This is a genomic window from Enterococcus sp. AZ095b (assembly GCF_051714725.1).
GTDB classification, from domain to species: Bacteria; Bacillota; Bacilli; order Lactobacillales; family Enterococcaceae; genus Enterococcus_B; species Enterococcus_B pernyi.
On record NZ_JBIOSL010000001.1, the window covers coordinates 2,960,001 to 2,983,530 of the forward strand.

At 39.6% G+C, this 23,530-nt stretch carries 21 protein-coding genes, 1 tRNA gene, 2 rRNA genes and 1 other annotated feature (1 of these 25 running past the window's edge); of the genes, 5 read left to right on the top strand and 19 right to left on the bottom strand.

The window, feature by feature from the left end:
- The 3 genes from IGJ99_RS14105 to IGJ99_RS14115 form a co-directional block, all read right to left on the bottom strand.
- A 23S ribosomal RNA gene (locus IGJ99_RS14105) occupies positions 1-525 on the bottom strand (it extends 2,390 nt beyond the left edge of the window).
- Positions 526-706: 181 nt separating this feature from the next.
- Positions 707-779, bottom strand: a tRNA-Ala gene (locus tag IGJ99_RS14110).
- Between the two features lie 77 nt (positions 780-856).
- Positions 857-2,417 (bottom strand): 16S ribosomal RNA (locus tag IGJ99_RS14115).
- Together the 16S and 23S rRNA genes with 1 tRNA gene alongside form the textbook arrangement of a ribosomal RNA operon.
- Before the next feature lie 883 nt (positions 2,418-3,300).
- Between IGJ99_RS14115 and IGJ99_RS14120 the strand changes: the two genes are divergently transcribed.
- The 3 genes from IGJ99_RS14120 to serS all read left to right on the top strand — a co-directional run bounded on the left by IGJ99_RS14120 (position 3,301) and on the right by serS (position 6,743).
- Complete coding sequence (locus IGJ99_RS14120; protein ID WP_010734587.1) at positions 3,301-3,990, top strand: response regulator transcription factor; 690 nt, start codon at positions 3,301-3,303, stop codon at positions 3,988-3,990.
- The gene (locus IGJ99_RS14125; RefSeq protein ID WP_023520586.1) at positions 3,977-5,182 is read left to right on the top strand and encodes a sensor histidine kinase; all 1,206 of its coding nucleotides are present in this window, start codon (positions 3,977-3,979) and stop codon (positions 5,180-5,182) included. Before IGJ99_RS14120 ends, IGJ99_RS14125 begins: the two co-directional genes overlap by 14 nt.
- A 32-nt stretch (positions 5,183-5,214) precedes the next feature.
- Positions 5,215-5,420 (top strand) — a binding site (T-box leader).
- 51 nt (positions 5,421-5,471) lie between these two features.
- The gene (gene serS / locus IGJ99_RS14130) at positions 5,472-6,743 is read left to right on the top strand and encodes a serine--tRNA ligase (protein ID WP_010734585.1); all 1,272 of its coding nucleotides are present in this window, start codon (positions 5,472-5,474) and stop codon (positions 6,741-6,743) included.
- Positions 6,744-6,812: 69 nt separating this feature from the next.
- Here the strand turns inward: serS and guaB are convergent, their stop codons facing one another.
- The 10 genes from guaB to IGJ99_RS14180 all read right to left on the bottom strand — a co-directional run bounded on the left by guaB (position 6,813) and on the right by IGJ99_RS14180 (position 15,775).
- A complete protein-coding gene (gene guaB / locus IGJ99_RS14135; RefSeq protein WP_010734584.1) occupies positions 6,813-8,297 on the bottom strand; it encodes an IMP dehydrogenase in 1,485 nt (494 codons plus the stop codon).
- 277 nt (positions 8,298-8,574) lie between these two features.
- Positions 8,575-8,907, bottom strand: coding sequence for a hypothetical protein (locus tag IGJ99_RS14140; protein ID WP_023520588.1), 333 nt, complete (start codon positions 8,905-8,907; stop codon positions 8,575-8,577).
- Positions 8,908-9,156: 249 nt separating this feature from the next.
- Positions 9,157-9,852 (bottom strand): DUF1129 domain-containing protein, encoded by a 696-nt coding sequence (locus tag IGJ99_RS14145; RefSeq protein ID WP_010734582.1) that lies wholly within the window; start codon positions 9,850-9,852, stop codon positions 9,157-9,159.
- A gap of 80 nt (positions 9,853-9,932) precedes the next feature.
- Positions 9,933-11,033 carry a redox-regulated ATPase YchF gene (gene ychF / locus IGJ99_RS14150; protein ID WP_010734581.1) on the bottom strand — a complete coding sequence of 367 codons (1,101 nt, stop codon included), beginning with the start codon at positions 11,031-11,033 and terminating at the stop codon, positions 9,933-9,935.
- A gap of 8 nt (positions 11,034-11,041) precedes the next feature.
- Complete coding sequence (locus tag IGJ99_RS14155) at positions 11,042-11,233, bottom strand: DUF951 domain-containing protein (RefSeq protein ID WP_010734580.1); 192 nt, start codon at positions 11,231-11,233, stop codon at positions 11,042-11,044.
- Between the two features lie 18 nt (positions 11,234-11,251).
- Positions 11,252-12,142 carry a ParB/RepB/Spo0J family partition protein gene (locus IGJ99_RS14160; RefSeq protein WP_010734579.1) on the bottom strand — a complete coding sequence of 297 codons (891 nt, stop codon included), beginning with the start codon at positions 12,140-12,142 and terminating at the stop codon, positions 11,252-11,254.
- A complete protein-coding gene (locus tag IGJ99_RS14165) occupies positions 12,129-12,896 on the bottom strand; it encodes a ParA family protein (RefSeq protein ID WP_010734578.1) in 768 nt (255 codons plus the stop codon). Before IGJ99_RS14165 ends, IGJ99_RS14160 begins: the two co-directional genes overlap by 14 nt.
- An 11-nt stretch (positions 12,897-12,907) precedes the next feature.
- Entirely contained in the window at positions 12,908-13,621 is a 714-nt protein-coding gene (gene rsmG, locus IGJ99_RS14170; protein WP_010734577.1) for a 16S rRNA (guanine(527)-N(7))-methyltransferase RsmG, read from the bottom strand.
- A 286-nt stretch (positions 13,622-13,907) separates the two neighbouring features.
- Positions 13,908-15,257, bottom strand: coding sequence for a lipase family protein (locus IGJ99_RS14175; RefSeq protein WP_438770909.1), 1,350 nt, complete (start codon positions 15,255-15,257; stop codon positions 13,908-13,910).
- Positions 15,257-15,775 carry a hypothetical protein gene (locus tag IGJ99_RS14180; protein ID WP_023520590.1) on the bottom strand — a complete coding sequence of 173 codons (519 nt, stop codon included), beginning with the start codon at positions 15,773-15,775 and terminating at the stop codon, positions 15,257-15,259. Before IGJ99_RS14180 ends, IGJ99_RS14175 begins: the two co-directional genes overlap by 1 nt.
- A 438-nt stretch (positions 15,776-16,213) precedes the next feature.
- Here IGJ99_RS14180 and IGJ99_RS14185 point away from each other — a divergent pair, with 438 nt between their 5' ends.
- Positions 16,214-16,573, top strand: a complete 360-nt coding sequence (locus IGJ99_RS14185) for a VanZ family protein (RefSeq protein WP_224434384.1) — start codon at positions 16,214-16,216, stop codon at positions 16,571-16,573.
- 79 nt (positions 16,574-16,652) lie between these two features.
- Here the strand turns inward: IGJ99_RS14185 and mnmG are convergent, their stop codons facing one another.
- The gene (gene mnmG / locus IGJ99_RS14190) at positions 16,653-18,554 is read right to left on the bottom strand and encodes a tRNA uridine-5-carboxymethylaminomethyl(34) synthesis enzyme MnmG (protein WP_137073068.1); all 1,902 of its coding nucleotides are present in this window, start codon (positions 18,552-18,554) and stop codon (positions 16,653-16,655) included.
- 14 nt (positions 18,555-18,568) lie between these two features.
- Positions 18,569-19,966: a tRNA uridine-5-carboxymethylaminomethyl(34) synthesis GTPase MnmE gene (gene mnmE / locus IGJ99_RS14195; RefSeq protein ID WP_010734568.1), complete on the bottom strand. Its 1,398-nt coding sequence runs from the start codon at positions 19,964-19,966 to the stop codon at positions 18,569-18,571.
- 339 nt (positions 19,967-20,305) lie between these two features.
- Between mnmE and IGJ99_RS14200 the strand changes: the two genes are divergently transcribed.
- Positions 20,306-20,644 (top strand): hypothetical protein, encoded by a 339-nt coding sequence (locus IGJ99_RS14200; protein WP_438770910.1) that lies wholly within the window; start codon positions 20,306-20,308, stop codon positions 20,642-20,644.
- Positions 20,645-20,804: 160 nt separating this feature from the next.
- Here IGJ99_RS14200 and jag read toward each other — a convergent pair whose 3' ends face one another.
- From jag to rpmH, 4 genes are all read right to left on the bottom strand, one after another.
- Positions 20,805-21,548, bottom strand: a complete 744-nt coding sequence (jag, locus tag IGJ99_RS14205; RefSeq protein WP_077152055.1) for an RNA-binding cell elongation regulator Jag/EloR — start codon at positions 21,546-21,548, stop codon at positions 20,805-20,807.
- Positions 21,549-21,562: 14 nt separating this feature from the next.
- Positions 21,563-22,384, bottom strand: a complete 822-nt coding sequence (locus IGJ99_RS14210) for a YidC/Oxa1 family membrane protein insertase (RefSeq protein WP_010734565.1) — start codon at positions 22,382-22,384, stop codon at positions 21,563-21,565.
- Positions 22,381-22,737: a ribonuclease P protein component gene (rnpA, locus tag IGJ99_RS14215; protein ID WP_010734564.1), complete on the bottom strand. Its 357-nt coding sequence runs from the start codon at positions 22,735-22,737 to the stop codon at positions 22,381-22,383. Before rnpA ends, IGJ99_RS14210 begins: the two co-directional genes overlap by 4 nt.
- A gap of 118 nt (positions 22,738-22,855) precedes the next feature.
- On the bottom strand, positions 22,856-22,990 hold the full coding sequence (gene rpmH / locus IGJ99_RS14220) for a 50S ribosomal protein L34 (RefSeq protein ID WP_002293121.1): 135 nt from the start codon (positions 22,988-22,990) through the stop codon (positions 22,856-22,858).
- Between the last annotated feature and the right edge of the window lie 540 nt (positions 22,991-23,530).

Genomic DNA, 23,530 nt, shown 5'->3' on the forward strand with positions numbered 1-23,530 from the left:
GGGTGCTTTTCACCTTTCCCTCACGGTACTGGTTCACTATCGGTCACTAGGGAGTATTTAGCCTTGGGAGATGGTCCTCCCGGATTCCGACGGAATTCCTCGTGTTCCGCCGTACTCAGGATCCTCCTAGGTGCCTTCCAAATTTCATCTACGGGGCTTTCACCCTCTCTGACTGACTTTTCCAAGTCATTCGACTATCTGAAAGAACTACCATATTGGAGTCCTACAACCCCAATGAGCAAGCTCATTGGTTTGGGCTTTTCCCGTTTCGCTCGCCGCTACTCAGGGAATCGAATTTTCTTTCTCTTCCTGCAGGTACTTAGATGTTTCAGTTCTCTGCGTCTACCTCGTATACGCTATGTATTCACGTATACGTAACATCCTATCAAAGATGCTGGGTTCCCCCATTCGGAAATCTCTGGATCATAGCTTACGTACAGCTCCCCAAAGCATATCGGTGTTAGTCCCGTCCTTCATCGGCTCCTAGTGCCAAGGCATCCACCGTGCGCCCTTATTCACTTAACCTTATCAACCTTGCGGTTGGGTTTTGATCTTTCTTCTAGCGATAGAAGTCCAATCAAGAAAAATAAGCAATTGAACTTATTAAAAAACTCATTCAACGCGGTGTTCTCGGTTTGTATTACTTACATTTTTACTTCAATATCCAGTTTTCAATGAACAAGTATATAACAACATACGTTGTTAATGGAGCCTAGCGGGATCGAACCGCTGACCTCCTGCGTGCAAAGCAGGCGCTCTCCCAGCTGAGCTAAGGCCCCGGGTTAAATTTTGAGTAGACCTCTCAAAACTGAACAAAGTATCGACAAACGTGTGTAGTCTCCGTAATATTCCTTAGAAAGGAGGTGATCCAGCCGCACCTTCCGATACGGCTACCTTGTTACGACTTCACCCCAATCATCTATCCCACCTTAGGCGGCTGGCTCCAAAAAGGTTACCTCACCGACTTCGGGTGTTACAAACTCTCGTGGTGTGACGGGCGGTGTGTACAAGGCCCGGGAACGTATTCACCGCGGCGTGCTGATCCGCGATTACTAGCGATTCCGGCTTCATGTAGGCGAGTTGCAGCCTACAATCCGAACTGAGAGAAGCTTTAAGAGATTAGCTTAGCCTCGCGACTTCGCGACTCGTTGTACTTCCCATTGTAGCACGTGTGTAGCCCAGGTCATAAGGGGCATGATGATTTGACGTCATCCCCACCTTCCTCCGGTTTGTCACCGGCAGTCTTGCTAGAGTGCCCAACTAAATGATGGCAACTAACAATAAGGGTTGCGCTCGTTGCGGGACTTAACCCAACATCTCACGACACGAGCTGACGACAACCATGCACCACCTGTCACTTTGCCCCCGAAGGGGAAGCTCTATCTCTAGAGTGGTCAAAGGATGTCAAGACCTGGTAAGGTTCTTCGCGTTGCTTCGAATTAAACCACATGCTCCACCGCTTGTGCGGGCCCCCGTCAATTCCTTTGAGTTTCAACCTTGCGGTCGTACTCCCCAGGCGGAGTGCTTAATGCGTTAGCTGCAGCACTGAAGGGCGGAAACCCTCCAACACTTAGCACTCATCGTTTACGGCGTGGACTACCAGGGTATCTAATCCTGTTTGCTCCCCACGCTTTCGAGCCTCAGCGTCAGTTACAGACCAGAGAGCCGCCTTCGCCACTGGTGTTCCTCCATATATCTACGCATTTCACCGCTACACATGGAATTCCACTCTCCTCTTCTGCACTCAAGTCTCCCAGTTTCCAATGACCCTCCCCGGTTGAGCCGGGGGCTTTCACATCAGACTTAAGAAACCGCCTGCGCTCGCTTTACGCCCAATAAATCCGGACAACGCTTGCCACCTACGTATTACCGCGGCTGCTGGCACGTAGTTAGCCGTGGCTTTCTGGTTAGATACCGTCAAGGGGTGAACAGTTACTCTCACCCTTGTTCTTCTCTAACAACAGAGTTTTACGATCCGAAAACCTTCTTCACTCACGCGGCGTTGCTCGGTCAGACTTTCGTCCATTGCCGAAGATTCCCTACTGCTGCCTCCCGTAGGAGTTTGGGCCGTGTCTCAGTCCCAATGTGGCCGATCACCCTCTCAGGTCGGCTATGCATCGTGGCCTTGGTGAGCCGTTACCTCACCAACTAGCTAATGCACCGCGGGTCCATCCATCAGCGGCACCGTAAAGCGCCTTTCAAAACGAAACCATGCGGTTTCGATTGTTATACGGTATTAGCACCTGTTTCCAAGTGTTATCCCCTTCTGATGGGCAGGTTACCCACGTGTTACTCACCCGTTCGCCACTCCTCTTTTCCCGATGGAGCAAGCTCCGGTGGGAAAAGAGGCGTTCGACTTGCATGTATTAGGCACGCCGCCAGCGTTCGTCCTGAGCCAGGATCAAACTCTCATAATAAAAGTTAGAACAATCTTTCGATTGTTAAGCTCAATTGTTTGCTAGCATATTGCTTGCTTGTTAAAAAATGTTTGTTGTCTTGAATTGAATCAAGACGCCCTACACATTTGGTTTGTCTTACTTTGTTCAGTTTTCAAAGGTCTACGTGATAATTGAAACACAACTGCCTCAACTTATCGTTTGTGATTGCCGTAGCAACTTTTATATCTTAGCAAACTCTCGGATGATTGTCAACTATTTTTTAAAAGTTTTTTCAACTCGTTTTTCACGAGGTCGTTTTAGCAACTCACTTATAATAACTTGTTGTTTGTTATTTGTCAATCACTTTTTTTGTTTTTTTCTTTGCGAAACTAACTTCAATCAGTGAATCACTCCAAAGCAACTTCGTTATCTTATCATGTGTTAACAAACATGTCAATCACTAATTTTAAGAATCGATTTGTTTGTTTTCCGTTCTTTCGAACAAATAATAATATACCAACATCAATTTTGAAAGTCAACTAAAAAAAGGCTGATTTATCAACATTTTTAAGAGAGTCGATCATTAAAAACAGGAAGCACAAAATCATTCGTTTTTACGTGTTTTTTCTCCTGTTTAAACTAGTTCCACCGAGATAATGTTCATCTTTTAGTTTGTTTGATCAAATTTATTTTTTCTTACTATTGCTGTATAAGTGTTCTCAATTTATTACTTCGTTTAAATGATGTTTCTCCTTGATTTAAATCACTTTCTATTTTTGTTTCCTCCTTTATCTTAGGTTTCCACCCCTTCTACCCCCTCTTCTTCTAAAATTTTCCTTAACAAAGCGCTGCTTTTATCTATTTATCTTTTTTTTTGCTAAAATATTAAGAGTAAACACATTAATCGATGGAGGATCTATTTATGAAAATATTAATCGCAGATGACGACAAGGAAATTGTTGAATTACTTAGTATCTACGTACACAATGAAGGCTACGAAGCAGTAAAAGCCTATGATGGAAAAGAAGCATTATCAAAAGTACGAACAATCCCTGATATTGAATTACTTATTCTAGATATCATGATGCCTGAAATGGATGGCATGCAAGTAGTAAAAGAATTAAGAAAAGAATCACAAATCCCGATCATCATGTTAACAGCGAAAACGACTGATATGGATAAAATCAAAGGATTAGTAGCTGGAGCGGATGATTACGTAACAAAACCATTTAATCCTCTTGAAGTAATGGCTCGTGTGAAATCTTTGTTACGTCGCACAAAAATGCAAGTGACACCAGATCAACCGGATGTCCTAGAAGTAAATGCCTTGATCATCAATAAAGATTCCCATGAAGTCAAAACAATCGATGGAAAAGAAATCCAACTGACTGCCTTAGAATTTGGTATTCTATATCTCCTTGCAAGTCATCCTAACCATGTATTCAGTGCAGATGAGATCTTTGAACGTGTCTGGAAACAAGAAAGTATCGTTTCTGCTAAAACAGTAATGGTTCATGTTAGTCATCTAAGAGATAAAATTGAAGAAGCAACTGGTGGAGAAAAAGTCATTCAAACCGTTTGGGGAGTGGGCTATAAAATTGATGCAAGATAAAAAAGTGATCGAAAAACGACGCCGGATCAATCTGACATCTAAAGAAATCAGTGAATTATTAGCAGAAGGAATCATTACGATCATCCTTCTGCTTCTATTGAATGTAGCGATGTTGGTTATTATCAGTTCGATCATCAGTAGTTCACCTTCTTTGACAAACGCTATTTGGGATTCTAAAAATATCTTTGCCCAGCGTTTAGATAGTGATTTGTTTTGGAATGGCCGAAATTTTATTTTTCCTGTGTTCTTTCTATTAGATGTTGGTGTATTATACTGGCGATTGATTCGTCGCTACCGACAAATGCAATTACGACACATTATTAGTGAATTGCATTATATCGCTAATGGCAATTATGACCATCGTATCCCTTTCGAATTAAGTGGCGATCTTAGTCGTGTAGTCAAAAGTATCAATGGCTTAGTGGACAGTACGGTAGCGGCGATTGAAGACGAACGTAAAATCGAAAAATCAAAAGACGAACTGATTACAAACGTCAGTCATGATATTCGCACACCTTTAACATCAATTATTGGCTATTTAGGTCTTATTGAAGATGGTCAATATCAAACAGAAGAAGATCTGTTGAAATATACTCACACTGCTTATGTCAAAGCGAAACAAATGAAATCATTGGTAGAAGATCTGTTCGAGTATACCAAGGTACGTCAGCCGGCGGTTCCTGTGAATTTTTCTGCATTTGATTTGATCCAATTGATTGAACAATTGGCAGCTGATTTTGAACTAGAAGCTTCTAAAAAGGATATTCAAATTTTTGTTGAATCTCCAATCAATTCACTGATCATGGATGGTGATACCGAAAAGTTGGTTCGCGTATTCAATAATTTATTAACCAATGCCCTAAAATATGGCAAAGGAGCTACTAAAATCATCATTGAAATTGAACAACTTGGTTCAGAAGTCATCGTTGTTGTCAAAAACAATGGTGCCATGATTCCTCAACAAGCCATTGACAATCTATTTGATCGATTTTACCGTGTGGAAGAATCCCGTTCACAAGAAACTGGCGGGACAGGGCTTGGTCTAGCCATTGCACAAAGTATCGTAGCATTGCACGGTGGCTATATCTATGCGAAGTCAGATCAAGATTGGACGTCTTTTATCATGCATTTCCCGCTTAAAAAAAATGAAAAGTTAGTCGGCAATCTGACAGAACATATTGACGGAAACTAAATTTTTCGCTATTCTTAGAATACAAATAGAAGAAAACAGTGAACCCAGTACATTTTATTTTTTTCAAGAGAGCTGATGGTTGGTGCAAATCAGTAAAAAATAATTTCGAAGTTCCAGTTCACCCAATGTGCCTTTCGAAATAAGAAAGGTCGGTAACAGCCGTTATCTGTTTACAAGTGCAGTCTCGATAGACTGAACTTGGGTGGTACCGCGAAACTCAAACCAGTTCGTCCCAAGATATTTCTTTGGATGAGCTGGTTTTTTTTATACAAAAAAAGGAGGAAAAGAAATGTTAGATATTAAAATGATCCGTCAAAATGTTGACTATGTACAAGAAAAATTAACGTCACGTGGCGTTAAAAAAGAAGTCTTAGCGGAGTTTGTGGAGTTAGATGAATCTCGCAGAAAATTGTTGGTTGAAAGTGAAGAATTGAAAAAATACCGTAATGATGTATCTGCTGAAATCGCCCAATTAAAGCGTAATAAAGAAGATGCAACTGCGAAGATCGCTGAAATGAAAAAAGTCGGTGGGAAAATCAAAGCACTAGACGAAGAAGTTGCACAAGTGGATGAAAAATTACAACAAATCGCTACAACTCTTCCTAATTTACCTCATGATTCCGTGCCAGTAGGTAAAGATGAAGAGGATAACGTGGAAGCTCGTCGCTGGAGTGAACCTCGTCAATTTGCTTTTGAACCAAAACCTCACTGGGAAATTGCTGAAAATCTAGGTATTCTTGATTTTGAACGTGGGGCAAAAGTATCAGGAAGCCGCTTTGTTTACTATAAAGGATTAGGTGCTCGCTTAGAACGTGCCCTTTATAATTTTATGTTAGATCAACACGTCTATGAACATGGCTATACTGAAATGATGACGCCTTACGCTGTAAATAGCCAAGCCATGTTTGGTACTGGTCAATTCCCTAAATTTAAAGAAGATGTTTTCCAATTAGCTGATACAGATTTAACTTTGATCCCAACAGCTGAAGTTCCTTTAACAAACTACTACAGCAATGAAATCTTAGCAAAAGAAGATTTACCTGTTTACTTCACTGCACTTAGCCCAGCATTCCGTTCAGAAGCAGGTAGTGCCGGTCGTGATACTCGTGGATTGATTCGTCTTCATCAGTTCAATAAAGTAGAAATGGTGAAATTCGCTGATGCAGAACATTCATATGAAGAACTTGAAAAAATGACCGCTGACGCAGAGGACATTTTGAAAAAATTACACTTACCTTACCGTGTTATGACATTATCAACTGGAGATATGGGCTTTTCAGCAGCGAAAACGTACGATTTAGAAGTATGGATCCCTGCACAAGATACGTATCGTGAAATCAGTTCTTGCTCAAACTGTGAAGATTTCCAAGCGCGCCGTGCGATGATCCGTTACCGAGATGCAGATGGAAAAATCCATTATGCACATACATTGAATGGTTCTGGTTTAGCAGTTGGCCGTACGGTTGCTGCCATCCTTGAAAACTATCAAAATGAAGATGGTTCAGTCACAGTTCCAGAAGTACTCGTGCCTTACATGGGGAACCTAAAAGTAATCAAATAAACAATAAAGCAGCTAAGTGATTCGTTGGCACGAATTGCTTAGCTGCTTTTTTATGTTCAAGAAGTTTGATTATGATTCTACAGAATAGTTTGGTGCTTCTTTCGTAATTTGTACATCATGTGGGTGAGATTCTTTCAAACCACTGCCACTCATTTGAATGAACTGTGCATCATCTCTTAATTGTTTTAGGTTTGCAGAGCCAACATAACCCATCCCTGATTTTAAGCCACCGATCATTTGGAAGAGAATGTCTGCTACGCTTCCTTTGTACGCTACACGGCCTTCAATACCTTCTGGCACTAACTTATTGGCTTCATTCGTGCCACCTTGGAAGTAACGGTCTTTTGATCCTTTTTCCATGGCGCCTAATGAACCCATTCCACGATATGTCTTGAAGCGACGACCTTGATAGATTTCAAATTCACCTGGAGATTCATCGGTTCCTGCCAACATACTACCTAACATAACCGCATGACCACCCGCTGCTAAAGCTTTGACGATATCACCAGAATATTTGATCCCACCATCTGCAATAATGGTTTTTCCATATTGGCGCGCAACTGAAGCTGCATCGTAAATGGCTGTTAATTGGGGAACACCCACACCAGCAACCACACGTGTCGTACAAATCGAACCTGGTCCGATACCTACTTTCACCACGTCAACACCTACATCGTATAACGCTTTTGTTGCTTCTGCTGTTGCTACATTACCAGCAATCAATGTTGCATCTTTAAATGTTGTGCGAATTTCTTGGATTTTACGGATTACACCTGCGCTATGTCCATGCGCCGTATCAATGACAATGGCATCTGCGCCAGCATCAAGTAAAGCTTGTGCACGTTCAAAGGTGTCGCTAGTGACACCAACTGCGGCAGCTACCAACAAACGACCATGTTCATCTTTTGCTGCATTTGGAAACTCGATTACTTTTTCGATATCTTTGATCGTGATCAAACCACTTAATCGACCTGCATCATCAACGATCGGTAGTTTTTCGATTTTATGTTGTTGTAAGATTTTTTCTGCATCTTTTAGAGAAGTGCCTACTGGGGCTGTTACTAAGTTTTCTTTTGTCATGACTTCGCTGATTTCGATATGGAAGTCTGTAACAAAACGCATATCACGGTTTGTAATGATTCCTACTAATTTGCGATTTTCCAATGTTTCGACGATTGGAACTCCACTGATACGGTATCTGCTCATTAATTCTTCAGCATCTGCGACCAAGTGTTGTGGTGTCAAGAAGAATGGGTCGATGATTACACCACTTTCAGAACGTTTCACTTTACGTACTTCGTCTGCTTGTTCGCTGATTGTCATGTTTTTATGGATGACACCTAGACCACCCTGTCTTGCCATAGCAATCGCCATTTTGCTGTCAGTAACTGTATCCATACTTGCACTGATGATAGGAATATTCAATTTGATATTTTTGGCTAATTGTACACTCATATCCACTTCGTTTGGTAACACGTGACTTTCTGCTGGTATCAATAAGACATCATCAAAAGTAAATCCTTTTTTCGTGAACTTTGTTTCCCAGTTGGACATTTTTAGTACCACTCCTCTTGTTTAGTTTATCTACTAAAATAATCGATTTTCTTTTGTAAGTCAACAACTTCTACTAATCCCTTGTTTTTTCTAAGGAACTACTCAGTGAATCCTAAAAAAAGAACGTACCAGCATAATGAAGCGTCTCCTAATGTTTGATCAAAATCAAATGTTAGTTAGCGCTTTCGTCTTACACTGCACGTTCTTTTTTCTTACTCAATATTTTTACTAAACTGAAACGAGTACACTTCAAGAAAGAAAAGATGCGATTCACTTTTTAAACATTTGCTTCGATCGATTCTTTGATCTTTTCAATTTCATTCAAATAATATAGTTTATAGGGAATGCTTAAGCCTTTTTTCTTCGTCTCTTCGTCAAGATACTTTTCATCGACATCTGTATACACAAATAAATCAGCAGTTAGTGTCTCTGGGTTTCTTGTATTATAGCTAATGAAATCCAGCTCGATTTCTGGCCCTAAAACAGACCGCATTTCTTTTTGAAACTTTTTTCCATGCCCAAGAATAAATTGTCCAGTTTTGATTCCGGCATAACCAAACAGAGGCACTCCGTCAGCATTGATAGAAAATATCCATTTGACTTTTTTCATATTCATTCACCCCTTATCGTTTAACTATCTCGCTCAACATATTTTATAACATCAGTGATCATCTCTATTATTTGATAATAACACTCTTTTATTATTTTTTATAATAATAAAAAAAACGTTTTGAGATCATGGTCGTCACTGTCAAATCAATAGAAATAAACAATAAAAAAGAGCACGTGCAGCGTAATGCTAACACATTCTCTTTTTTTTGTTCGTCTCGTAAGTCACATAATTTCTAAGTCCAATAAATTATCTTCTTGGAACAGAAAGACTGCCAACGATGCCATATTTTTTCTTTAAATAGTAACGCAACGCAAGAGCTGCTGCACCGATGATGATGATCACCACTGGATCTAATAACGGGTTAACGATTGGTGGCAACAAGGTTGTTGCTGAAAAAGCAATGACCCAGATCAATGTCGTTCCACCCAAAATCAACAAGGTTTTACCCATTCCAGGTTTTTTACTACGATCAGCACCTGGATACTCATACTGGTAAATATACTTGTACATCAAGTAAAAGACCCATCCACCAATAGCTGAACCTAGTACAAGTGTGGTGATTCCATAAGCAGGTGTTGTTTCACGTGAAAACAATCCAGTGATTGCGATCATGACACTCAATAATCCGAGTAAGAGTAAGGTATTGTCCAACCACATCAACGTTGGTGTCGAAGAAGTTCTCACTTCAACCGGTTTATTGATGATTGCTTCTGTTCTTTCAGATACCGTTCCAAATAATTGGCGGGCTGTTTTCCCACCTTTTTGTTCGGATACTAAAACGGGTAACATCTCATGCAAAGCCGTTACTTTTTCTTCTTCTGATAAATTCGCTGCTTCTAGCGACTTTTTTAAGTCAAAAATATATTGTTGATTACGTTTTGTTAGTTGTTCTTCTAACTGCGCATTTTCTTTTACGATTTCGCGTAACTGTTCTGCTTCCATTATTTTACAGTCCTCCTTAGACGCTGACGGTTGTCACAAAAGACATTTTAACATATCACATACACCGTATGATAGCCTTTTTATACATTAAAACGGAATAACATAACGTCGCCATCTTGAACGACATAGTCTTTCCCTTCTAATCGTACACGCCCGGCTTCTTTCGCTGCGTGCATCGTTCCGTATTGGTCTAAATCTTCAAATGAGACTGTTTCTGCACGGATAAAGCCACGTTCAAAATCGGTATGGATGATTCCTGCAGCTTGTGGCGCTTTGATTCCTTTTTTGAACGTCCACGCACGAACTTCTTGTTCACCTGCTGTAAAGTATGTTGCTAATCCTAATAGGTCATACGCCGCACGAATCAATTGATCCAACCCTGACTCTTCAATGCCTAATGCTTCAAGAAACTCTGCTTTATCTTCGTCGTCAAGCTCAGCAATTTCTTCTTCTGCTCTGGCGCTAACGACAATCACTTCTGCATTTTCTTCTGCAGCAAAATTGCGGACTGCTTGAACATATTCATTCGCATCTGCATTTGCTACTTCATCTTCTGCCACATTCGCAACATACAAGATCGGTTTTGTTGTTAACAAGAATAAAGATTTAACGATTTTTTGTTCTTCTTCTGTAAATTCGATCGAACGTGCTGAACGTCCATCTTCTAATACTGGTTTGATTTTCTCTAACACCGCTAATTCAGCGACTGCATCTTTATCTTTTGTTTTTGCAATTTTTGCCACACGTGTATAGCGCTTCGTCACTGACTCTAAATCTGCTAAGACAAGCTCTAGATTGATCGTATCGATATCTGCTAAAGGATCGACACGTCCTTCTACGTGTGTGATGTTGTCATCGTCAAAACAACGAACGACATGACAGATTGCATCTACTTGGCGAATATGACTTAAAAATTGGTTTCCTAATCCTTCACCTTTACTTGCACCCTTAACGATTCCAGCAATATCTGTAAACTCAAAGGTTGTTGGTACAGTTTTCTTTGGTTTTACTAATTCTGTTAAACGTTGTAAACGCCAATCAGGTACTTCAACCATTCCAATATTTGGATCAATAGTCGCAAAAGGATAGTTGGCAGCCTCTGCTCCCGCCTTTGTAATTGCATTGAACAAAGTTGATTTTCCTACGTTGGGTAAACCCACAATTCCAGCAGTTAATGCCATAAATTCATTCACTCTTTCTCTACATTTTTTTCAAGTACTTTTTTCATTTTTTTCTCAAATTCTCGACGGGTCATCATCACGATATGACCGCAATTCATACATTTGATTTTGATATCAGCGCCCATTCGGATGATCTCCCAACGGTTCGTTTGACAAGCATGAGGTTTTTTCATTTCTACGATATCATGTAAGTCGTACATAACATAGCCTCCCTCTGTTTATTCTTCATCAAATTGAATATTTAGAATATCAAGAATTCTAGTTAAATCATTTTGTGAAAGATATTCGATTTCGATTTTACCTTTCCCATTCTTTTCTTGGATGGCGACACTTGTTCCAAATTTATCCATCAAGCGATCTTCACTCTCACGGATATAATACGGTTTTTCCTTTGCTAAACGTGGGATTTTTTTCTTTTCTTGCCCATCATTTTGATTCAGCTCGGAAACGATCTGCTCTAATTGTCGAACCGTTAGATTTTCTGTTACGACACGATTGGCTAATTTTAATATCAATTGTTTATTTTTTAATCCAAGTAACGTACGAGCTTGTCCCATAGATAATCGTTGATCTTGGACCATTTCTTTCACCAAATCAGGCAATGTCAATAAACGCAAATAGTTTGCGATATAAGGACGACTTTTCCCTAAACGACTTGCGACTTCAGCTTGTGTCAACTTTAAGTTCTTCATCAACATCTCGTAAGCTTCTGCTTCTTCTAAAGGATTCAAGTCTTCACGTTGTAAGTTTTCTAAAACTGCAACTTGCATCATCGCTTCTTCGTCGAAATCTCTGACAATTGCAGGAATCGTTTCTTTGCCAGCTAACTTAGACGCCCGGAAACGACGTTCACCTGCGATGATCTCATAACCTTTCACCGACGAACGACGAACAATGATCGGTTGAAAGACACCGGAGTACTCGATCGAGTTCGCTAATTCTTGCAATGATACTTCTTCAAATGTTTTACGTGGTTGATACGGATTAGGACGCAATTCGTTTAGTGGCAACTGAATGACAGTTTCATCTTTCACGTTGACTGTTTCTAAATTTTCCAAATCTTGAAACAGCGCGTCGATTCCCCGGCCTAGTCCTTTACTTTTCTTCACGATCGACCACTTCCTTTGCTAATGCTTGATACACTTCAGCGCCTCTGGAACGCGGATCATAATCAATGATAGGTTTTCCATGACTTGGTGCTTCTGACAAACGAATGTTTCGAGGAATCACTGTGTCATACACTTTTTCACGGAAATACTTCCGTACTTCTTCCACCACTTCATTCCCTAGATTCGTTCGAGCGTCATACATCGTCAATAATACCCCTTCGATTTCCAATTCAGGGTTGAAGTGTTTTTGTACCAAGCGAACAGTATTCAGCAATTGACTTAACCCTTCTAACGCATAGTATTCACACTGCACAGGGATCAAAATCGAATCACTTGCAGTAAATGAGTTGATGGTTAGATGACCTAAAGATGGCGGGCAATCAATTAAAATGTAGTCATACTGATCGTTGACTTCAGCCAGTGAACTTTTTAAACGTGATTCTCTTGCCATCATTGAGGTCAATTCAATTTCCGCTCCCGCTAATTGAAGAGTGGCAGGCACAATACTCAAGTTTTCATGTTCAGTAGCAATTGTCGCTTCAGCAATTGGTAACTCATTGACTAATACATCATAAATATCTTGTGTCACATCAGGTTTACGAATGCCTACTCCGCTAGTGGCATTTCCTTGTGCATCCATATCTACAAGCAACACTTGTTTACCTAAACTTGCTAAACAAGCACCTAGATTTACAGTTGTCGTTGTTTTACCAACGCCGCCTTTTTGATTTGCAACGGATATAATTTGTGCCATCTCTTCTCCTCCTACTTGATTGGTTGCTTATTCGGCAACCCAGGTTTTCTTGGATACTTCTTCGGTGTTGGTTTCTTCTTCTGTATAATCAGAATGTGGCGTTTGTCCGAGATTTTAGGTAGTTCAATTGCTTGCTCTCCGATAAATTTACCACCTAATTGCGCAATCGCTGGTTTCGCTTCTGCCAATTCTTCTTCGCTTTTCGCAGCTTTCAGTGCATAGAAATAGCCCTCTTGTTTCACTAATGGTAAACACAGTTCCGTCAATACATTCAAACGTGCCACTGCACGAGCAGTCACAAAATCAAATGATGCACGGAATTGCGGATTTTGCCCAAATGTTTCTGCACGATCATGATAAAGAGATGCATCGATTTCTAATTGATTCGTTAACTCAGTTAAAAAAGTGATTCGCTTATTCAAGGAATCAACAATCGTTATTTGTAACTCAGGAAAAGCAATTTTTAAAGGAATACTTGGGAACCCAGCTCCTGAGCCGACGTCACATAAAGTCAGGCCAGTTGAAAAATCAACATCAAATGCCAACGTCAATGAATCATAAAAGTGTTTTAAATAAACTTCTTCTCGATCAGTGATCGCCGTCAAATTCATTTTTTCATTCCACTCCACTAATAAATGAAAATAACGGTCAAACTGCGCCATTTGCTTATCCGATAAATGAATGTCTTTTTCTGCCAAGACTTGGCGAAATTCTTCTGGTGTCATAATTTTTCCTTTCATTGTGAAACAGCTAATTGTTTCACAGAATCTCTTCCTACTTTAACGCAAAATGAGTCGAGTTGCAATCTTTCTATATATAAATTTAAAGGAGGTTATGCCAAATTCGGAAGTAGGTAAATTCTTGTTCTACAATAAAAAAATAATCCGCCCTCGGACAACACAAAAAGAGTGTGCTGCCCATTGCTCACACTCCTTTATTTTCTATTATTTAGTTAGACAACAATCACTTCTCAATAGTGCTTTTATCGATCGTTCACTTTTGTAGCAAGGGTTAGAACAATTGATTCGCTAATTCTTTGTCACGTGCCACCATTTCATTGATTTTTTGGGTGATTTCATCGGCGAGTGTTTGAAACTGTTCTGACATCTGATCGATCTGCCGGATTTTATCTCTAAATTCCTGTGTTGGCTCATCGACAATCTCCCATTTTGTACAATTAACTTCGGCTAATGTTTCAATTACCTCGTTGTACGTCAAATGTGGCGTATAATTGCGTACTCTTCCCAACCAGTCATTCCATAACTCTTCCAACTCCGTGATCCCGTTTTGGTAAATCACGCGAACATTGCTCATCGCCTCATCAAATTTACTTGCTGCGGTCCGTACTACAGCTAATGCTTGGCTATCCTCTAAATAAATTTTTTCTGATTGAGAAAGTCCGCCGCCACTTGCAGACAGCTTCTGTTGTAACTCTTTTAAGGTCAAGAATTCTTTGATTTGAACCTTGAGCCACTCATTTTCTTCTTTCACACGCTTGATTTCATCTAGCGTATGCTCGCCACTGACTGCTAGTAGTTTGATCATTGCTTCGTTTTCCAAAAGTGTTTGTTGCCACAAAGTTGGGGCTAACAAGATCCCCCCATTGCCATCGACGTATACGATGATCTGTCCATGCTTATCGATATAATTTCCCTCTTCATATGTTCTGAATTGATCCAGCGAATGTCCAAATGTTTCCCAGCCCGAATTATCGATTCCAAAACTATTGATTGGAAGCATCCCTTTCCCACCAGTGAAAAGCCCACTCGTGACGACATCCGAAGTGTTGTAGATATTGATCAGGGTACCGTTGTGATTATCGAATAAGGCTTGTGCAAGCCCTGGTCCTGCCGCGCCGTACGTCACACTGTCATAACCATTGATCGCTGCGACAAAAAGTGCTTTAGCGCCACCTAACGAGTGCCCAGTCGTTGAGATCGTATAGCCATCTGATTTGGGATACTGCTTTTTAATTTCATGGGCATAGTTCAAGGCAGAAGCAAATGCACCATTTGAGTGTTTATTACTTCGACCAATTTCCTCAAGGTTAGTATACCAATCTTTGAGCGAAGTCGTGCCAGCGTAAGCAATCGTAAGGTTTTTGGTGATGACGGAGTCAGGGAAGCCAGGTACTTTTTTTAATTGCTCTTCATTGTATCCAAGATATTCCTCTTTTATTTTAGCAACTACCATTGCTTGCATACTATTTTTCTTTGGCTTAGATTCATTACCGATTTTTTCTTTATTTGTATCTACTGTTTTTATGACTATATAAGGGATTTCTTTTACTAGATGATTTACTTTTATCAATCCATCTTCAACTTTATACACAGAATCAGATAGCCACCTATTTTGATCCATCAATCTATCCCTCCTTCGTAATAGATAATTTGTTCATCTGCCATAATCGAATTAATTTTTTCTTTTCTTTTTGTAATATAATAAGGACCAGTTCCAGTGCTATCAGAAATCATGTATATAGGTTTATTTGTTTCTGCGGAAATAGTACTTAAACTTACTTCCTCCTCATATACTCCATTAACAGTGAAATAAATGGTCAAAAAATTCATCGGACTCACTGAATATCCAGTAAATTCAATTTTAGTTATCTCCTTATATTCTCTGACCTCTAACAATGCTTTCAAATATTCTTCCGTGGTCATTTCACCTTGTCCGCAGTCATACTTTCTGAAAATTTCTTCTTCTTTCTCCCGATTGTTTACATAGAGACGATAATTGTTATACACATAATTTGCCAGATCCTTCTGTATTTCCAGCAATTCTTGAAGATCTTCTTCTCTTTTATCCATGTAGATCTTTCCTCCGATTCCTCCTAAGATAATGATCACTAATACACCTAACCAAAGCCGTTTGTTCATAGATCCTCCTTTCAGTTAGCTACTATTTTTGTCAATGCTTCACAATAAGATACGTATATTTCATTTTATTCTGCGATCACATTTCAATATTAAGTTATTTTATGTATACTTATAGAGAGAAAGACAAGTGTTGTGACGTATATTTTTTATAAAGTTAATCTCAATTGATTATAACAAAAATAAGGAGGTTTTTTAGATCGAAAATAAAATAAAATGTTATTTTTAAAATTTTTAATGCTACTTTCTTGCCTGCTTTTTTCTCGATGGTTTTTCATGCGTTATCTCTATTATTATTCTATTACGCTTTTTCCACCATCTGGCCCTGTCGATTTTTGGGTTCCTTTCTTCTTAGTGATAATCATTACGTTATTCCTTTATGTCAGTCTTCACTGTGCTTTCACAAGAAACATCTATCGGGAATAGCTGGTCTTTTTTTCTTTGCTGTACATCACCTTTCTTATTTATCTACTTTTCTTAAAAAATATCGGGATACGAGGCGTAGAATTTCAGCTATTTTCGTGGGTGAAGGATTTGATTTATGGAGATCCAATGATTGTTCTGTTTAATATTTTACTGTTTCTACCTTTAGGCTGGATTTTACCAGTAAGTTGGAAGAATACTATCTTAGTCCTTTCAGCTGTCTTAGGCGTTGAATGGATCCAATATTTCTTTTACCTAGGTATTTTTGATTTAGGGGATGTTTTTGTAAATACTTGTGGGTTTCTTATTGGTGCATGTATAAATAGGTGGCTGATCAGTCGATGGGATATTCAGGTTTCTTCTTTTTTACATAAGTAATTTACTCTATGTTCTTGCTAACAAAAAAAGAGCCAACGAATCAATCATTCGTCGGCTCTTTTTTTGTTTAGTGCTTTATTTAAGCAGATGTTTCCACTTTCGCAATCTTCCCTTGTTCGATATAGACCATCAAGATGCTTAGGTCCGCTGGATTGACACCGCTGATGCGGCTTGCTTGTGCGATGGTTTCTGGACGGATTTTTTGAAGCTTTTGTTTTGCTTCCGTTGCTAATCCGTTGATCGCAGCGTAGTCAATGTTTTCTGGGATACGTTTGGCTTCCATCCGTTTTAGTTTTTCTACTTTTTCTAATGCTTTTTTGATGTATCCTTCGTATTTTAGTTGAATTTCAACTTGCTCGATTTCTTTACGTGTTAACTCCGCATTTTCTGGAATAAATCGTAATAGATCGGCATAGGTGATTTCTGGGCGACGCAAGAAATCACTTGCTAGCACACCATCTTTTAATGGTGCAGCATTTAATTCTGCTAAAAAGGCTTGGACTTCTGCTGTCGGTTTGATACGAACGTTCATCAAACGTTTGATTTCTTGTTCAACTGCTGCTTTCTTTTTCAAGTAAGCAGCATATTGATCTTCTTTTACTAAACCGATCTGGTGACCCATTTCCGTTAGGCGTAGATCAGCATTATCATGACGAAGAAGTAAACGATATTCTGCTCGGGACGTCAGTAAGCGATAAGGTTCATTCGTTCCTTTTGTGACTAAATCATCGATCATGACACCGATATAGCCGTCACTACGTTTGATGACTAATGGCTCTTTTCCTTGAACCTTCAATGCTGCATTGATTCCTGCAATCAGCCCTTGTCCCGCTGCTTCTTCATATCCACTTGTCCCATTGGTTTGACCGGCCGTATAAAGATTTTCTACGACTTTCGTTTCTAATGTTGGACGTAACTGGTGTGGTTCGACCACATCGTACTCAATGGCATAGCCCGTACGCATCATTTCTGCTTTTTCTAATCCAGCAATCGAATGCAACATATCCACTTGGACGTCTTCTGGAAGTGAAGTTGAAAGCCCTTGAACATACACTTCTTCTGTATTCAATCCTTCTGGTTCTAAAAAGAGTTGATGACGTGGTTTGTCTGCAAAACGGACGATTTTGTCTTCGATCGATGGGCAGTAACGTGCGCCGACGCCTTCAACGATTCCTGTAAACATTGGTGCGCGGTGAAGATTGTCACGAATGATTTGATGGGTCGTTTCACCTGTATAAGTCAACCAACAAGGTTCTTGTTCTAAGTTATAGGCACTGTCCGGTGTGGCAAAGCTAAAATGATTTGGCTCCTTGTCTCCCGGTTGTTCTTCTGTAACAGAGTAATCGATCGTACTTGATTTCACACGTGGAGGCGTTCCGGTTTTAAAACGATCAATGGCAAAACCTAATTCTTTTAAGTGATTGGCTAAACCAATTGATGGTTGTGAGTTATTCGGACCAGATGAATATTTTAATTCACCGATAATAATCTCACCACGTAATGCGGTACCTGCAGTGATAACGACTGCTTTTGAACGATAGCTTGCACCGGTTGAAGTGACTACACCATGACAAACCCCATCTTCAACGATCAATTCTTCAACGATTCCTTGTCTTAGTGTCAAATTCTCTTCTTTTTCAATTGTATGTTTCATTTCACTGGCATAGGCATGCTTGTCTGCTTGTGCACGTAATGCTCGGACAGCAGGTCCTTTCCCAGTGTTCAACATTCTCATTTGAATGTATGTCTTATCAATATTCTTACCCATTTCGCCGCCTAGTGCATCAATCTCGCGTACGACAACGCCTTTGGCTGGACCGCCGACGGAAGGGTTACATGGCATAAATGCCACCATATCTAAATTGATCGTTAATAGTAACGTTTTTGACCCCATACGTGCAGCAGCCAAAGCGGCTTCTGAACCAGCATGTCCTGCACCGACAACGATCACATCATATTCTTCTGCTTGATAATGATTCAAGAACTGTTCCTCCTTTATTTTCCAAGACAAAATTGACTAAACAATTGTGTGATCAATTCATCTTGGACACTATCTCCTACGACTTCACCAAGGTAATCCCAACAGCGAGTCATATCCATTTGAACTAGGTCAACAGGCATACCCGCATCGATTCCTGCGATCACTTCTTGTAAAGAGATGGCCGCTTTTTCGAGCAAGGCAATATGACGGGTATTGGATACATAAGTTGCATCTCTTTCGCCAGTTTGCCCGCCAAAGAACAACTCAGAGATGGCCGTTTCTAATCGGTCTAATCCTTCATTATTGGCAACCGAAACAGCGAATACTGGTTCATCCTCGATCAATGATAAAAGCTTGTCTTCCTCTAATTGTTTCGGTAAATCAGTTTTATTCAATAGAATGATCCGTTTCAATCCTTTTGTTGCTTCCAACAACTGTTCATCTTCAATCGTCAACGGCTCGCTTTGATTCAAGACAAGTAAGATCAATTCAGATTCTGCCAAAGCTTTACGACTACGAGCAACACCGATTTGTTCCACGATATCTTCTGTTTCCCGAATACCTGCTGTGTCGATCAGTTTCAACGGTACGCCACGAACATTGACGTATTCTTCAATCACATCTCTTGTCGTTCCCGCAATATCTGTCACGATGGCTTTTTCTTCTCGTAATAAATGGTTCAGTAAGCTTGACTTACCAACGTTTGGACGACCGATGATGGCCGTACTTAATCCTTCTCGTAAGACCTTGCCTTGTTGTGATGTTGCTAAAAGAACTTCGATACGTTGTTGGATCATCTGCGCTTTTTCTAATAGAAGTTTTGTCGTCAATTCTTCGACATCATCATATTCAGGGTAATCGATATTCACTTCGACTTGTGCTAATGTCTCTAAAATTTCTTGTCGAAGGGAACGGATCAATGCAGACAGATTTCCATCTAATTGGTTCAACGCGACACCCATCGCCTTGTCTGTTTTCGCACGGATCAGGTCCATGACTGCTTCAGCTTGGGATAAATCAACTCGTCCATTTAAAAAGGCACGCTTTGTAAATTCTCCTGGCTCTGCTAAACGTGCGCCTTCTCTTAATAGAAGCTGTAAAATTTGATTGACGACAACGATGCCTCCATGGCAATTGATTTCTACAACATCTTCTCGGGTAAATGTTCGTGGTGCGCGCATGACGGATACCATGACTTCATCGACTAATTGTTCACTTTTGGGATCGACGATATGCCCATAATGAATCGTATGACTAGGAACATCCAACAACTGTTTATTGCCACTTTGATAGACTTTATTGGCAATGGTCAACGCTTGATCACCGCTTAAACGCACAATACTTATCGCCCCTTCACCTGGTGGCGTAGAGATTGCTGCAATCGTATCAAATTCTAAGGTTATTTCAGCCATTTTTTCACTTCCTTTTTCATTTTACGCACAAAAAAAGTGCCCACTTCACCCTTTGCAATAAATGGTGAACTTCGCACTTTGACTGCTTGTTCTGTTTAAATTCTGGTCATAGACTATCATATCTAATTCTAGTAATCAAGCTTTTTTATTTATTTTTATGAGAGTCACTAATCAATCTTAAACTTTTTCTGCACAGGGTTCTTTTGACTGAAACTATCATTAGATCACTCTCTATAGAAGTAAATCTACTCTTATATCTTTATCTTTGTTCCAAAAAACGTTACACTTAAATGGTAACGGTATCTACATACTTTTTCTTTACCGAAAGGAGCAAAAATTATGGCCCAATTTAAGCCTAGTGCAGTAGACGGAGTAGATGATCCACGAATCAATGAAGTGGTGTTATCGACAGGGAATATCAATCAAAAATATATCGTCAGAGATATCGTATTTGTCGCAGAATGTATTGAAGGAGACTTATTCGACCCTACATTCAATAGTGATGACATGTTCTTGATAACAAAACAAAAATTAAAAAAGAAAGTGTTAGATTATGGCGCAAATGCAGTCATCAATTGTCACTTTGAATATCAACAAAAACCCCGAGATGGCAAACAGATCATCGAACTTTTTGCTTACGGTACCGTGATCCAATTTGTCCAAACAACGATTGGCTGATCACAAAAAAACGTGCAGAGCTTTCGCTCTGCACGTTTTTTCTACCAAAGTAAAGACTACCATCGTATACTCCGATAAGAATGATTTCTAATAAAATATACTTTGTTTGGAAAAGTTTGTCAATCTGATCGCAAGATTTTGGTTCTTCTCTGCGTAATCGCTATCTAGCTGGTTCGACAACTAAGTAACGATATGGTTCATCACCTTCTGAGTGGGTTTGTACTCCCTCATGTTTACTTAATGCCGCGTGGATTTGTTTGCGTTCAAACGCAGGCATCGGTTCTAAAAATACAGGATGTCCCGTACGCAAGACTTTTTCTGCGGTGCGCTCAGCTAAACGTTGGATGATCTCTTGTCGTTTTTCACGATAGTTGCCCACGTTTACCACGACAGAGAGTTTATTACCGGCTACTCGATGAATGAACACTTGCGCCAAATATTGCAAAGCATTTAACGTTTTTCCATGTTTGCCGATCAACAGACCTTGTTTATCCGTTTCTAAATGGAAGACGATCAAGTTCGCTTCTCGTGTCATTTTTACTACAGCTGGTGCATTTAGTTGCTGGGAGATCTCAGTGAGATAGGTTGCTAATTCCGATAAAGCTGCTTCGTCACCTAATTCACTTTTTTCTTCAATCAAGTCCTCAGGTTCGATTTCACCCGTATCTTCTGTTTGAACAGATGTTTCTTCCAACACTTCTTCTACGGTTTCTTCGATCGTTTCAGAGACAACTTCGCTGATATTCGGTTCGATTGAAAGTTTGGCATTTCTTTTTCCCATTCCGAGAAATCCTTTTTTTCCTTCATCAAGTATCTCAATAGCGACTTGCTCTTTTGCTAGTCCTAACTCATTCAATCCAATTTCAACAGCTTCATCTACGGTTGCAGCTTCATAAATCGGCATTTGCATTCCCTCCCTTATTTTTTACGTTTTTTCTTAGGACTTTGTGCCTTACGCAAAGCACGCTCTTTTTCACGGATACGTTGTGCTTCTTCTTCACGCTCACGTTTGATTTTAAATGGATTATTGATCAATAGTGTTTGGAACACTTGGAAAGCATTTGATACTACCCAGTATAATGAAAGTCCACTGGCTAAATTGACCCCCATAACTAAGATCATCACTGGCATCGCAAAATTCATGACTTTCAATGAAGCGTTCGATTCCACTTGGCTCATGCTTGATAAATACGTACTTGCAAATGTAAAGATGGCAGCCAACACTGGTAAAATAAAGGTTGGATCAGCGTTCCCTAAGTTCAACCATAAGAAGTGACCTTGACTCAACGCAGGAACACGAGAAATTGATTGCCATAAAGCCATTAAGATTGGCATTTGTACTAATAAAGGCAAACAACCTGCATATGGATTTACACCATTTTCAGCATATAACCGTTGTTGTGCTTCTCTTAACTTACTTTGTGTTTCAGGATCTTTTGAACTATATTCTTGTTGGATCGCTTTTAGTTTTGGTTGAAGTTCTTGGGTCTTACGCATACTTTTTGTTTGGAAATGCATTAATGGTAATAAAATTACGCGAATGATGATCGTGAATAAAATGATCCCGATCCCAACATTTCCAAATGACAATGCTTTAATCGCTTCTGCAAAATAATAAACAATGTAGCGATCCCAAATTCCTGTACTTTGTGCGCTGACTTCTCCAGTTCCACAACCGGATAAGACGATGATCAGACCGACAAGTCCGGCCATCAAAAGTAAACGTTTGTATTTCTTCACTTACTCTTTTCCTCTCTGTCGATTATTTTTGCAAGCTTTAAGACATGGACTAAGTTGGAGCGAATCTCATCGTAAGTCAGTCCTTTGATGCTTGGTCTAGCAATCACAATAAAATCTAATTCCGGCTCGATCTCTTCTTTCAATGAATAGATCGCCGCACGGATTTTTCGTTTTACTTCATTGCGACATACAGCGTTTCCGACTTTCTTACCTACAGATAAGCCAACACGAAAATGCGGTTGTTCCTTCTTTTCTAAACGGTACACGACAAACTTACGGTTAGCAAAGGAAGCGCCGGTTTGAAACACCGCTTGGAACTCTCGTTCTTTTTTCACTCGATACGCTTTTTTCATTCGTTTTCTTTCCTTTTCTATCTCTCACTTACGCTCCCAATCATACCATATTTCCTATAAGTCTTTCACCTTTTCCTCTAAAAAAGGGCATAAAAAAAACCACTGTAACCCCAGTGGTCTAAGCTGAAAGAACTTTTCTTCCTTTACGACGACGGCTAGCTAAAACACGACGTCCATTTTTAGTACTCATACGTTTACGGAATCCGTGAACTTTTTGACGTTTACGTTTATTTGGTTGGTATGTTCTTTTCATCTTGTTCCACCTCCAGAAATTCTTATCTACATGTACATGAATTAAACACAGACATACTTTGATAGTATAACGAGTACTTAGGTGATTTGTCAATATAAAAAAAAGCTTTTATTCGAAAATAATTCTCTCATTTTATCCACAACGGTATTTTTCGCGCTGTGTTTTCAATGTGGATAAAGTTATACACAGAAGTTTTCCACAGTAATTTACCCTTGGTTTTTACACAGAATAAACAGCTGAAAATAAGTAATCCACAATTTCATAATTTCCTGTGCATTAATTTCTGTAAGTACTGTCATTATTACTTTTTTTATCCACATCCCACTGGGTAAATCTCTAGTTTTACACCACTTATCCACCTGTTGATTACTCTTGTGGATATCTTTTTTTCCTCCCTGTGTTTTTCTTCTTTTTTTTTTCTTCTGGATAATGTGGATAATTGTTATAAAAAATTTTTTTCTTTTCTTTCTGTGGAAAACTTTTGTAAAAAATGCTAAATTAGTACTAGCTATTTACTTTTAATGAAGGAGGAGGCCTTGT